The following is a 14,456-nucleotide window of genomic DNA, read 5'->3' as shown; positions in this document are numbered from 1 at the left end:
CTATAATACTCCCGTAAATTAAGACCAGAGGGTTGGTTAAAAAGCGATGTACTTTTAACTACCTGAAATGAAGAAGCAAACCCGCCGCAAATTCTCCTCCGCGTTCAAAGCCAAAGTGGCCCTTGAGGCTATAAAGGGACAGCAAACGCTCGCTGAACTGTCTACAAAGTTCGAAGTCTCCGCCGTGATGATCTCGCGCTGGAAGTCGGAATTCCTGGAAAACATGAGTGCTGTTTTTGAGAAGCCTTCTGAATCAGAAGGTGAATCCGTCGACACCCGCGAGCTGTACGCCCAGATCGGACAGCTCAGGGTGGAAAATGAATTTCTAAAAAAAAGTTGCAGGAAACTGGGAATCTGACCACACGCGCTTCGCTGGTGCAACCACGCTCCAAAAAGCTGTCGGTACGCCGGCAGTGCGACTTGCTGGCTGTACACCGCAGCCGGATCTATTACAAGCCCCGCCCTGAAAAGCCGGAGAATCTAAAAATGATGCAGCTCATGGACCGTCACCTGCTCGATCATCCCACTGAGGGTGTGCTCTCGGTCGTGCACCTTTTGCGCGACCGTGGCTATCCGGTTGGTCCCAAGCGCGTCCGGCGGCTGTTCCGGCTCTTGGGCCATCAAACCATCTACCGCAGACGAAACCTCACTAAAATGGGACTGAAGGTGTTCATAAAACCGTATTTGCTGCGCGGGCTGGATATCAGCCGGCCCAACCAGGTATGGTCCACCGACATCACCTACATCCCGATGCGGCGAGGCTTCATGTACCTCACGGCCATCATTGATGTGTATAGCCGCAGGATCGTCGGATGGGGCATCTCCAACTCACTGGCTGCGCGCTGGTGCCTGGAGGTGCTGCAGGAAGCGATCGCAGAACATGGCACTCCGGAGATCATCAACTCGGATCAGGGCGTGCAGTACACTTGCGCCGGCTGGACCCAGTACCTGGAAAAGAACGGAATCAATATATCCATGGATGGAAAAGGACGGGCAACGGACAACATCTGGATCGAGCGGTTCTGGAAGTCACTCAAGTACAACCATGTGTATCTGAACCCGGCTGAAGACGGCGGCGAATTAGCTGAAGGCATCGAGGGCTACATCAACTACTACAACCAGAAAATCCACAGCACCACAAAGCAGAAACCTAACGATCGTTACCAGCAAAAAACAACCCTCGTATCACTTGAACACAACCTGGAAACAAACCCACTTATTAACTTAGCATCCTGACCTTTTGGTCTCAATAAAGGGGAGTATTATAGTCTGCCTGTTTACAACCTGAAGCAGAAGGAAGTGACTTTTGCAATAAACGGCGGGAACAGCCAGACAGGAATGACCACCTATGCTCATGGAACGGACAATACGGTCAACAATCATCAAGGGAAAGATTGGTATTTCAATAGCGAAACGACACCGGCCTATGCCCACTCTTACTTGCTTACGGGACTGCTTTCCAGTGATTATGTCGACTTAACTGGGAACGGCATTACCGACGACGACCTTGGAGACGCGGTGAAGTTTAATTACTCAAAAGTTCGCGGCTTCGATAATCCTTATGGATGGCGTGCGCCATACAGTGAAGGGGCGTCGTACAATGAAGGCTTGAAAACCTATAGCCGGGATGATAAGGCGAACTATATCTATGGAGAGAAGGAGTTGTGGTTCCTCCATAGCATCGAGTCGAAAACGATGCTCGCGACTTTCGTTGTCGAGGATCGACTGGACCTGAACGGAATTGCCGAAAATGGGGTGAAGTCGGGTGCTTCCGCCAAGCGCCTGAAGGAGATCAACCTATATACGAAAGCCGATTTTCTTCGTAGTCCAGCGACTGCCCGCCCGATCAAGACCGTGCACTTCGAATATTCCTATGAACTTTGCAAAGGAGTCAACAGTCCTTTGAACGACTCGGGCAAGCTAACACTGAAGCGAGTGTGGTTTAGTTACAACGGAAACGAGAAAGGTAGAAAGAACCCGTATGTGTTTTACTACCACCCCAACAACCCCAATTACGCACCTAAGCATACCGACCGGTGGGGTAGCTATAAAGACCCAATTGCCAATCCTGGCTCAACTACAGGAAACTTGCTTACTAATGCGGATTTTCCTTACGCCATTCAAGACAGTACTACTGCTGCCTACAACGCCGGCGCCTGGTCGCTCGATTCGGTAGGCTTGCCCTCGGGAGGATCAATCAAGGTCCAATATGAAAGTGACGAATACGCGCATGTGCAGAACCGTAGAGCGATGCAGATGATGAAGGTGGTTGGAATGAACGTAACTCCAAATTTTGCAACAGCGAAAAACTATTTGTATTCGGGTCTATTCGACAACCGGTACATTTTATCCGCGTTCCGTCCCCGGTCGGTTCCGCCGCGGAGGTCTACCAAAAATACCTGGAAGGGCTGGAGAAGTTGTACTTCCGGCTATTCGTCAGGATGCCCGATGATGTATGGGGCACTGGTTATGAGTATGTACCCTGTTATGCCGACCTTTCAAAAGCAGGCGGGTGGGGACTCGCAAACGCTAATACGATCTGGGTAAAACTGGAAGGTGTTTCCCTGAAAGGCGATGGCCCCGGTGGCTTCAGCCCGTTGGCGGTTGCAGCGCTTCAGTTTTTGCGGTTGAACCTTCCGTCGAAAGCTTACCCGGACTCCGAGGTGAATGACGACATGGAATTTATTACGGCGATTCGCCTGCTACTTACCTCTATTGGGTCCATTCTTACATTCTCCGATTCCTACGACAAGAATGCCAGAAGCAATGGGTGGGCAAGTCAGTTGGATACTTCCCGTTGCTTCGTTCGTCTCAACTCGCCAGAGCTGAGAAAGTTCGGCGGCGGGCAACGCGTAAAGCGAATCACGATCTACGATAACTGGGATAAGATGACCGGTCAGCGCCCTGCTAAGTACGGTCAGGAATATGCATACACCACCGACCGTGAGATCAGCGGATCAAACAAGACTTTTAGCAGTGGTGTCGCCAGTTACGAGCCCGGTCTTGGTGGTGAGGAAAATCCATTCCGTCTTCCGATCGAGTATATCGAGAAAGTGGGCGTAATGGGGCCTGTGAACATGGGGTACACAGAAGAGCCGTTGGGTGAATCGCTTTTTCCGTCTCCCAGCGTAGGATACAGCAAGGTTCGGGTTCGGACCATAAACTACAAAGACCGTAAGTCGGCAAATGGCTGGGAAGAATCTGGCTTTTTTACCGCTTATGACTTTCCGACCATCGTGGAACGCAGTGTGCTGGATCCGCTTTCAAAAAAGCGATTCAAGCCGGGGCTGGCCAATTTCTTAAAGGTCAATGCCCGTCACTACATTGCCATCTCGCAGGGCTTCAAGGTGGAGTTGAACGATATGCACGGCAAATTGCGTTACCAGGCAACCTACGCTGAAACCGATCCTAAGAACTACATTACCTATACCGAAAACTTCTACCGCGTAAAGCAGCTTTCAGCAGACAGAAAGGTGCTGGCCAACAACGTCATGGCGATGCGCTCGGACGGTTCGATCGATTCGTCGGCCATCATCGGTAAGGATGTCGAGCTGATGATGGATATGCGGGAGCAACTGTCGATAACGAACGGCAGCAATTTCGCACTCAATAGCGAAATGTTCGCTGTTCCCTTCATTCCTCCGCTACTCCTTATTCCGATCATGCTGCCGCTGGCCCAGCGGGAGGAAAATCTTTTCCGGTCGACCGCGACGCTGAAAGTGATCAACCGATACGGCATTCTAGACAGCGTGGTGCATGTGGATAAAGGAAGCAAGGTGACCACCCAAGACTTGGTCTACGACAGTGAAACCGGCGAGGTGCTGCTCAATCGCACGCAAAATGAGTTCAATGACCCGGTTTACAGCTTCAACTACCCGGCGCACTGGCGCTACGAGGGGATGGGGCTTGCTTATAAGAATATCGACTATACGCTATACGACGTGGATTTTCGTGATGGCAAAATCACACGTGGATTAAGCGGCGATCCCGCAACCATATTTGTCAGCGGGGATGAGTTGCTGGTTGCGGGCAGCGAGAAAACCGGTGTCGACGCCGGCAATGCGTGCAATATTCAGTCCGCGGCCTTTCCGAACTTCACGCGGCTCTGGGCTATCGATTCATCGGTGGTGAATGGAGGTGCAAGAGCGGTCTACTTTATCGACCGTACCGGTAAGCCATATACAGCCTTCCATGCGGACGTGCGGATCATCCGCTCCGGACGTAGAAATATGGGCGGCTCGGTCGGGTCGGTAACGACGTTAGTAAGTCCGCTCCAAAAGAATAGCAGCGAGCAATACGAGATTGTTTTTAATGCTTCGAAAAAGGTTGTGAATGCCGCCACGGCAGAGTTCAAGCAAGCTTGGCAGACGGATGATATTTTCGCAGCCAGAGTTGGAAATTCCTTGGCGAATTCGTGTCCGTCGGGGTACACCTACAATCCAGCACTCCATGGATGCGTCAAGGACACCGCTTTCTTGCAGTCAAGCTATTTGCCGATATGTGTCCGGCGGGATTCATTAGTAGACTACGGCTCCTGTGGAAGTGCTATCTACAGCTTTTTCGATACCGCCAACGGAGCTTTCGCCCGGTCTATGATCAATCAAGCCAGTTCTTTTTGGACCAATCTCGGAGGCTATTCGAGTAAATGCAACTACGTACCGGCCTCTTCCTTTACTCCTCCACCTGGAACTTCCGTGTTCCGGATGCAGAAAACGGAATACCAAGATAGTTTGTTGATCAAAGACGCCGGCCTTTCAAAAACCCGTCAGTTTGAACGATATGCTACCGGGCTTAATAACAGTTCTAAAGGACCTTTAAATCGTTCGGGAGTATGGTTCTGTGACAGCAGTGTTGTTGACGGCACATGGGGAACTATTCAGGCACCGTTAGAGATTGAACACAATGGCTTCTACTTTATTGGAGTGGGGGTCGATAACGGAATTAAGATCTTTATTGATGGTGTCCTGGTAATTAAAAAAACCAAACTTGACAATAATGAAGCCTTCAAAGTTTGGCATATCATGCCCATTTATCTGACAAGGGGAATGCACGTTGTTCGAATCGATGCAATAAACGCCGGTGGTGAGCGAATCTTTGGATGTGAAGTTTATGACAATACTGAAGCGGAACTTCGTTCTGCCACTCAATACAGCGATCTGAAGGTTGTTTTCTCTACTCAGAAGTTAGCTGGCTTTTCTTATCCTTCGTCTTATTCTTGCCCTGTCGGATACAATCTTGCGGAAAGTGGCAACAATGGTTTCACTTGCCGTAATGTAGTTCTTCTGGATTCAACATTTCAATCAAACGGCTGCTATAGTCTGGTTACCGACACCACGTTTAATCCATACGTCACCGGCCTATTAGGTAACTGGCGCAATCACCGGAACTATGTTTACTACAGCAGGCGCAGCGAATCGAATCCTGCCAGTACAACCGATATCCGTCGTGACGGCACCTTTCAGGATTACAACTCCTTCTGGATATTCGGGTCGGCCGGCCTTCAGCCGCAATATGATCCTTCCCGGTGGGTGTGGAATTCGGAAACCGTCAGGTACAACAAAAAAGGATTAGAGGTAGAGAACAAGGACCCTCTTGGGCGTCATAATTCCGGGCTTTATGGATATAATCTCACGATGCCAGTGGCCGTTACGCAAAACGGGCGTTACCGCGAGACTGCTTTCGAAGGTTTTGAAGATTATGATTTTTCAACACGAACCTGCAACACCTGCCCTTCGGCGCGGCATATCGACTATTCGGCTTACCAGCCCAAGTTTACATCGCTGGAGAAGCATACTGGTGTCAAGAGCCTGGTCCTGCAGGGAGGAGAGTCGGCCGCGCTTAGCTTCCCGCTTGTTACAGAAATAGCAGATAGTTCGTTCAGCAAGCTCGTGTTTAAAACGAAAGACGATGCCTGCTTGGCCGGGAAGCCGCTCACGGAGATTCGCGCTGACAAGTCTGTCTTAATTCCCAATTTCTCCCCCTTCAAAGGGAAGCGGATGGTGCTCAGCGCCTGGGTGAAGGAAGGCCAGGATTGCCACTGCAGTACCTACGTGAACAATGAAATCCTTATTGGATTCGATGGCGGCGGTACACAGAATATTACATTCCACGCGGATGGATCGATCATCGAGGGCTGGCAACGCTATGAAGCTGTATTCGACATCCCTGCCTCAGCAGGCACACTGACGGTAGCGTTGCGCGCTACCGGCGCAAACCCGGTGTATTTCGACGACCTGCGCCTCCACCCGTTCAATGCTAACATGAAGTCTTTCGTCTACAGCCCGACAGACCTACGGCTGATGGCCGAGCTGGACGAAAACAATTACGCAACCCTGTACGAGTACGACGATGACGGCACATTAACCCGCGTCAAAAAGGAAACTCAACGGGGCATCAAAACCATTAAGGAAACCCGAAGCGCCCTGCTGAAACAGTAACTAGCATGAGGAAATACATTTGGTTAGTAGCAGGTACGTTCCTGACGATGCTACTTTTTGCCGCCGGCCCGATGTGGGCACAAGGTGACAGGAGTCCTGAAGCAGATCGCCTGCTTCAGGGTATGATGACGCAATTCAAGCAGGAGCAAAGTCTGTCCTTTGATATACGGTACCGCTATTCCATGGCAACGAGTCCCGGGATATTCCTGGATTCCCTGAATGGCACGTTCAAATCGAGTGGCGGACGCATGTGGTACCGGCTGGATAGCACGGAAACGCTGCTTGCCAAAGAACTCACCGTCATCGTTTTTCATGAGGACCGGCTCATTTACCTGTCCCGGCCGGCCGCCGGGGCGACGCAAATGAACCCCGCGGCGCTGCTCGACAGCATGCTGCTGAAATACAAGGGTATGAAAGCGTCGGTATCGGGAAAACCTGGAGCCCAGGTGCTGCATTTAGACATGCCGCCCGGCACAACCTATAAGAAGATCGACTATTATTTCGGCAAAGCCGGCTATTTCCCTGCCCGGGTGATGTGTCTGGTGCCGTCGAAGGCGTTACTGGATCCGGCCGTTCAACCGAAAGAACTTTCAGATGAATGGTGCTGGGTGGAAGTGACCTTTCAAAACGTTCGAACAGAAAAAATCGACGATTCCGTTTTCGCGACAGACCGATACATTCTGCGAAAGGAAAAAGAATTCGTCCCGGCTCCAGCTTTTGCCACATACCGTGTTTTTATCGGCGCACCCGAATTAAATGATTAGAAAAAACTCCGCCATGCGTTATTTTATTCTTGGATTACTGTTGATGGTTTGCCGTTTTTCGGCGATCGCCGGTGAAGTGCCGGTGGTAGTCGGCCGCCTGCAGGGCAGCGCCGGACAGTTGCGGAAAGACTCGGTATGCCTGGCCGAAGATGTTCGGCATTTCTCTTCCGCCTTTGACGGTAAGGTTGTACGCGGATACAAGGTGGTGAACCGGGTGTCCCTGCGAATTGATGAAGGTGCCGCCTATTATTTCCCGGCAGCTTTTACGGCGTCGTTGCAGGTGCGGATCTACAAGACCGGTATGGACACCACCCAATTGGATTCCGTAGACAAGGTGCTCACCATTAACTATACCGATAGCGGCCGCTACAGCGGATCCTTTAGCACTGTGTTTAATGATGCCTACCGGGTTCGGGTCAAGGTGCTTTCTGACAGTATTTCAGTAGGGCCCGCTATTGCACGTTACCTCGTTTTGGAAAACGAGCTGCAGGCCTATCCGCAATTTGTTTTCCATTGTACGAATAACGCGGTTCAATCGATTTCGTATACGACTCCTTCCTCCGGTGCGCCCGACGAGCTGTTGGTTCAATGGCCGAGCCAGGACGCTGCCGACGAGTACGATCTGGAGTGGGCATACATTGATTCCAGCGCGTTGGCATCCGGCCGCTATGGAACACCGTCGGCACCTGATGCCGCCCTTTTATTTGCCGGTAATGCTACCCGGGTAACGCTAGGTGGCACGAGCTACCGCATTCCGCTGATCTATGATAATAAGGGACACCTGTTTTTCCGGGTCCGGTCCGTACAGCAGGCCGCCGGGAGCAGTCACCGGATAGAAGCTACCTGGAGCAGCGCTTTTAGTGGGGGCACCGGCCGGTTCGATTTCAACGGCCATGAGCGGGAGCTGAATTGGCAAGCTACTACATCATTTGCGGAAGAAGGAAAACGCAAGACCGTGGTGCAATACTTCGATGGTTCCCTGCGAAGCCGTCAGACCGTGACCAAGGACAACTCTTCGGGAACCACGGTGGTAGCAGAAAGTTTTTACGATTACCAAGGGCGCCCGATTATCCAGGTGCTGCCTGCGCCCACACTCAACACCGTGATCGGGTACACGCGTAATTTTAACCGGCAACTCAACGGAAGCCAATATGACAAAGATAATTTCGACTACCTGCCCGATCCGGCCACTTATTGCGGGAGCGGGGCAGACCGCCTGAACGACTCAAGCGGCACCGCTCAATACTATTCGCCGCTCAATCTCGACCTGTCCGGGTTCAACCAGTATATTCCAGACGCCGAAGGCTACCCTTTTACTGAAGTGGAGTACACTCAGGATAATATCGGTCGTATCAGTCGCCAAAGCGGCGTGGGCAAGAATTTCCGGCTAGGCAGCGGACATGAAACCAAATATTATTATGGCAGCCCGGCGCAGGAGGAACTGGACGCCCTGTTCGGCACCGAGGTAGGCCATTTCTCCCATTATTTCAAAACGATGGTGCGCGACGCGAACGGCCAGTACAGCGTCAGCTATACTGACATGCACGGCCGCACCATTGCCACGGCACTTGCCGGTACGCCCCCGGACAGTATCGGACTACAAAAGCTGACATCTAATGTCGCCGACAGCATTACCGAACGGCTGGCAGATGCGTCGTCCGCAATTATCCGCGACCTGACCATGGAGAGCAAGAAAAGCCTACTGGTGCCCGTGGCCGGAAACCATGTGTTTACTTATTCGCTCGATCCGCGTCACCTGCAACTGAATGCATGCGACAGCACGCCGGTCTGCTACAGCTGCCTGTACGATCTTCAGATCACGATCACCGATGACTGCAACAACCAGAAGGTTCATTTCGACACCACGATCCGGAACTTCAGCATCGATTCGATCAGCGCTTCCTGCGATAGCCTCCACCCGGGCTTTTATTACCAGTTCAGCCGCTTCCTGCCCGAGGGGAACTATGAGATTACCAAGAAGCTCTCCATCAGCCGGCCGGCGATGGAATATTACCGCGACAGCATTTTCCTGGTGAAAAACCAGTGTAAGACATTAGAGCAGTTTATCAACGAAGAGCGGGCTGCCGTAGCGCAGGCACTTGATTGCGCACCCTCCTGCCAAAGCTGTACCGACTCTTTGGGAACTTGGGAAACCTATCGGGCCCGTTTTATGATCCGTACCGGGGTCGCGCCGGCAGATAGTGCGTCGCTCCGGGCAACGGCACTTTCCGCATACCAACAGGCAAAGGAAGCTTGCGAAGAGCTTTGCGGCACCGGCGGGGTAAACGTCCTGGAAGCCACCCGGAAAGCCATGCTTCTGGACCTGACACCGCCTTCGGGGCAGTATGCCAACCTGGACAGCGCCCTCACCGGCACTGCATTTAACATCTTCCGCCCGACGCCCGATAGCGCAGCTTACAAGAAAGTCTCCGGTTATTTGGATGAAGAAGGACACCCCGACATTGTGTATTCCGAAAGCGCCGGCGCTTTCATGCCGCCGCAGCGCCTCGATGGGCCGGCATTTGCTTCCAAGTTCAAGCAATCGTGGGCGGAAACGCTCCTTCCGTTACACCCGGAATATTGCAAGCTCGAATATCAAAACCCGCTTTCAGCCAGCTTTGAGTGGGATCTGCAGTTTGAGAAAGTCGAGACTTATGCTGAAGCACGTCAGAAAGGATTCCTCGTTCCGACGATAGCTAACGGACCAAGCCTCGATACCCCGTACAGCAGATTTGCGGCTCCCATCGGAGTAAGCACAATACCTGATCCGATAATTGAATTCGGCACATACAAAACAGACTTGGAATCTAAAATTGTAAACTATTTCACGGCAACTCTTCCAGGCGGCGTTCCAGTTCGAATCAGCATGTGGTCATTTGCCACCGCACTCTCGCGTTGTACCGGAAGAGACAGTAGTTGCATTCTGCAGTATACCAGCTACGACTCGGCATTTAATACATCTATCTGCTCCGGCGATATGGACATGGCCTGGCGCAATTTCCGCTCCTTTTATCTTAAAACGAAGCGCGACCTGATTGCCGCCAAAACCAATGCAACGTGCCCGACGCCCACGCCGCAAAGCATTGTAGCGCTTTACCGTACCCCGAATTTCGGAGATGCGGTTAGTATGAATGCGGCTTATGGTGCTACGCTGAACGACACCCGGAGCGGCGCCACGGCCCAGGTGAGTGGGCAGCTTACCAACTCGTACCAGGACAACTGCCGCGCCTACGCCGTTCAGTGGCTTGAGCAGCTGCGTCCCTGCAATTTCACCACAGCTGATACGGCCATCATTATTCCCCGCCTCGTAAAGGTGTGTGCGGAAGGATCGGACATCGCTCATCCCTATGGTTCGAGCTCGGTGCGGCCGGCAAGCTCTTACCGTTTCCGCAGCTTCGAGGATGTGCTTCGCCAGTATTCAGATAGCACAGGGAAGCCTTATAATGCCACCTGCAATGCCTACCTGATCACAGCACCCGCACCTTATGACAAAGGGCCGGCCTGGAGCAACCTGCCTCTTTATACAAAGCCGGATTCTTGCCTTTGTGCGAAAGTGTCGGCCTACAACGTCGAATACCAAGCTGCTGGCATAGATGCCTCATTTTCGGCGTTCATGCTCCGCAAGACCGGCACCAACATCCGAGCAGCCGTTCTTGACAGTCTTCTTAGCCTCTGTTCAGGAACGATTACCTGCGCCTATCTGCCCAGCCCCCTGATTCTACCACCGGCGCTGCAGTGCAACGTATCGGAGGTATGTACCGATTGTCTGTCCTTTAAGGACCACTTGGATCAATATCGTCGGGAGTTTCCTGGGAATATGCCGGCCGCCCTGACGGATGTTCTTGATTCGGTGCAGATTCGGAAAAACAAGTTGTTCGCCAATTTCATGAATGGTCGCCTCGGCTTTACCAAAACGGTTGCCGATTACCTGGCCTTCCTAGATACCTGTCGTTTGAACACGGTAAATGGCGATACACTCTGGTCGCGGATACGGGACTTTCATTTTTATTACCGCAACGCACCGGCCCGTTACGAAAACGCGGCGATCTCGCCGACTACCTATGAATTTATTCGAAGTGTCAACGCCTTGCTGCGCAATGCGCGAAACGAACAACAGCCGCCGGAGTACGCGCGGGTAGACCGGAGTTTTCAATGGGAAGGCAAGTTCCGGTCCATGGCCCCTGGCTACAATAACTACTGGCTAGTGATGATGCCGGTTCCGTTGCGCTATTCGTTCGAAAACATGCTCGATACGTCAAGTATCCAAAACCAAATTCCGTATAGCCGTGATTTCATCGGCGGTGCCAGTGAGCCGCAACTCCGGGAGAAGTACGTATCCGTATCCATGGCCAAGGACAACTACTCCTTCTCGAATTTCATTTCCTGGAAGTACCGGACTTATTTCATGGATCAAAACCGGTCGAATCCTTCAGCGAAATACGTCCCTTACCAAGGGTCGCCGGGCGAGATCCATGGTCAAACCCTTGCCTTTTTCCGTATTCCGGCATCGGTTACCGACACTACTACCTTCGCCAACTTTTACGATCTTGGTGTTTATAAGGGGAACAATAAGTACGATACACAATACCTCTACCGGGTGGATTCGATACTCTACGTCAAAAGTATCGGCTTTGATACCCGTTTTATATTCCGGCGGGAGTTGACGGACCCGAATTTTTACAGTTCTTACTTGCGGAAATCCACACGCGGCATTAAGGCGGTGTTGAAGATGATCGATGGAAGTGAAGAGTCGGCATACATCTATGCCGGGTATAGCGGACAAAACCATTTTATCTACAAAACCTTTGTCGATTCAAACCTGTACCACCCGGATTGCAAGACCGCCTTTACCTATTTCTTCAATAAGCGTGCGGGAACGACCTTGACCCAAGCTCAGGTGGAAGCACTGTACGTTTCCGCTGGCGTGCCGCGCGCCTATTGCTACCCAGACGCCATCCCGCAGCTTTGCGGCAAGAACGAGCCCCTCTTCCCGGAAGTGGATCTCAACGACGTTACCAATTGTTCGGACTCTTCTTTCTTCTCGGTCAGCGGTGGCACAGAGAAATACCGGGTATATGCTGACTCGCTCCGTAGCTATTTCGACTCTGCCTACAGGGCCCGCTGCCTGGAAGCTTACCGCTACGAAAGCTTCACGGTACGGCATGCTTTCAACGAATACCATTACACGCTGTATTATTACGACCAGGCAGGCAACCTTGTGAAAACCCTTGCGCCCCAAGGCGTTGCGCCGGCCCTGCGTCAGGGTTTTCTCGATTCGGTGCGGCTACTGCGCGCTGCCGGAGGCGTGCTCCGGCCCGCGCACACGCAGCCGACCCAGTACCGCTATAATACACTCAATCAGGTAGTAGCTCAGCAGTCACCCGACGGCGGCCGCTCTGAATTCTGGTATGACCGCCTCGGTAGGCTTTCCCTATCGCAGAACGCCCGGCAGCGGCCCGACTCCAACTATAGCTATACCCTTTATGACCAACTGGGCCGCATCACGGAGGTAGGTCAGTTGCGCCAGGGCCGCCTCATGGACGATAGCATTAGCCGTCGCCCCGACTCGCTAACTTTCTGGATCACCCAGGCTGCGGTCACCAAAGAGCAAATCACCCGTACTGTGTACGATGTACCTTATGCTGGCTGGAGTGGCGTTTCTGAAGCCCCAATCACACAACACCACCTGCGCAACCGGGTGGCCTATACCACATATTCCGATGGCAATAACCCGGATCAGTACAACTCGGCCACATTTTACACCTACGACGTGCACGGAAACGTAGACACCCTGCTCCAGGATTATGGCAACAGCCTGGTAAGCAGCCTTGCCAACGTGATGAACACGACGGCCAACCGCTTTAAGCAGGTGACCTACCAGTACGACCTCATCTCTGGCAAGGTGAACCGGGTCGCCTATCAGGAAGGGCGGGCCGATCAACTGTTGCACCGCTACTATTACGACGCCGAAAACCGCCTGACGGAGGTGGAGACAAGCCTCGATGGCTTGACCTGGGACCGCGACGCCCGCTACAGCTATTACAAGCACGGCCCGCTTGCCCGTACTGTACTGGGCGGCCAGTCCGTGCAGGGCGTAGACTACGCCTATACGCTGCAAGGCTGGCTGAAGGGGGTGAACGGCTCTTCGCTGCGGCCAGCCTACGATCTTGGCGGCGATGGTCTGCCCGGAGGACCAGCTCAATATACTGGACGCGACGCCTATTCATTCTCGCTCAACTACCACGCCGGCGACTATAAGGCCATCGGTGGCACGACGCCCTTCCCGGGCACAAGTGCCTACCTGGGCACGTCCGGTTTCCGGCCGCTGTACAACGGCAATATTTCCAGCATGGCCGTCAATATCGGTGCCCTGTCCAGTCCCATGCTCTATAGCTATACGTACGATCAGTTGAACCGCATCACCGGTATGGACGCTTATACGGGGCTGAACAGCGATGGCAATAACTGGAGCGCCCTTTCTCTTTCCACGAACTACCAGGAGCGGGTGCGCTACGATGCCAACGGCAATATCCTGGGCTACCTGCGCAACGGCACCACGGCAGGAGGGAAGCCGCTGGCCATGGATTCACTCACCTATCATTACCTGGCGGGAACCAACCAGTTGGGAAGGGTGCGCGATAACGTGCCGGCAACAAATTACGACAAGGACATCGACGATCAGCCGGTGGCTAACTACGCTTATGACCCGATTGGAAACCTGGTGAAGGACTCCCTGGAGGGTATCCGCCGGATCGAGTGGACGGTCTATGGCAAGATCAAGGCCGTGCATAAGGGGGGCGACACCACCATCACCTATCGTTACGATGCCTCCGGCAACCGCATTGCCAAAACGGTGATTCCCGGCGCGGGAACGCCAAAAACCACCTGGTATGTACGGGATGCCCAAGGCAATGTGATGGCTGTTTACAGCGACTCCTCCGACCGGGTACTGCTGAAGGAGCAACACCTCTATGGTTCGTCCCGCCTCGGTATCCGCGAGCGGGTAGGGGTGACCACGGGTACCGGAGAAGCTGTCTTTGATCCGGGAGCCATTGCTTACCTGAGAGGGGAGAAGCGTTACGAGCTTTCCAACCACTTGGGCAACGTGCTGGTGACGATCTCCGACCGCAAATACGGGGTTGACACCTCCGGGGACGGTGAATCGGACCGATTTATTGCCGACGTTTTGAGTGCCCAGGATTACTATCCATTTGGAATGCAAATGCCGGGAAAGGCTTTTGCGGCTGGAACGAGC

Annotated in this window: 6 protein-coding genes; all 6 read left to right on the top strand. The window is 52.9% G+C overall.

Translation table 11 applies throughout. The features are described from left to right. The first annotated feature begins 67 nt into the window (after positions 1-67). On the top strand, positions 68-358 hold the full coding sequence (locus EPD60_RS04060) for a transposase (protein WP_131447122.1): 291 nt from the start codon (positions 68-70) through the stop codon (positions 356-358). Between the two features lie 17 nt (positions 359-375). Then, positions 376-1,236, top strand: coding sequence for an IS3 family transposase (locus EPD60_RS04055; RefSeq protein ID WP_243647754.1), 861 nt, complete (start codon positions 376-378; stop codon positions 1,234-1,236). A gap of 102 nt (positions 1,237-1,338) precedes the next feature. After that, positions 1,339-2,547, top strand: coding sequence for a hypothetical protein (locus EPD60_RS04050; RefSeq protein WP_131447118.1), 1,209 nt, complete (start codon positions 1,339-1,341; stop codon positions 2,545-2,547). After that, positions 2,442-6,437 (top strand): hypothetical protein, encoded by a 3,996-nt coding sequence (locus EPD60_RS04045; protein WP_131447116.1) that lies wholly within the window; start codon positions 2,442-2,444, stop codon positions 6,435-6,437. The genes EPD60_RS04050 and EPD60_RS04045 overlap by 106 nt, the downstream gene beginning before the upstream one ends. 5 nt (positions 6,438-6,442) lie before the next feature. Beyond that, positions 6,443-7,201 (top strand): LolA3 family protein, encoded by a 759-nt coding sequence (locus tag EPD60_RS04040; RefSeq protein WP_131447114.1) that lies wholly within the window; start codon positions 6,443-6,445, stop codon positions 7,199-7,201. 13 nt (positions 7,202-7,214) lie between these two features. Next, the coding region (locus EPD60_RS04035) for a DUF6443 domain-containing protein (protein ID WP_131447112.1) at positions 7,215-14,456 on the top strand (7,242 nt) is incomplete at its 3' end.

Origin of the sequence: Flaviaestuariibacter flavus (assembly GCF_004337505.1) — a bacterium.
GTDB lineage: Bacteria > Bacteroidota > Bacteroidia > Chitinophagales > Chitinophagaceae > Flavisolibacter > Flavisolibacter flavus.
The sequence above is the reverse complement of the archived record's forward strand: the minus strand, read 5'-3'. Positions and strand labels throughout refer to the sequence as shown.

Coding starts and splice junctions, on each gene's coding strand:
- EPD60_RS04060 (WP_131447122.1), top strand. CDS start 68: ATGAAGAAGCAAACCCGCCGCAAATTCTCCTCCGCGTTCAAAGCCAAA.
- EPD60_RS04050 (WP_131447118.1), top strand. CDS start 1,339: ATGACCACCTATGCTCATGGAACGGACAATACGGTCAACAATCATCAA.
- EPD60_RS04045 (WP_131447116.1), top strand. CDS start 2,442: ATGCCCGATGATGTATGGGGCACTGGTTATGAGTATGTACCCTGTTAT.
- EPD60_RS04040 (WP_131447114.1), top strand. CDS start 6,443: ATGAGGAAATACATTTGGTTAGTAGCAGGTACGTTCCTGACGATGCTA.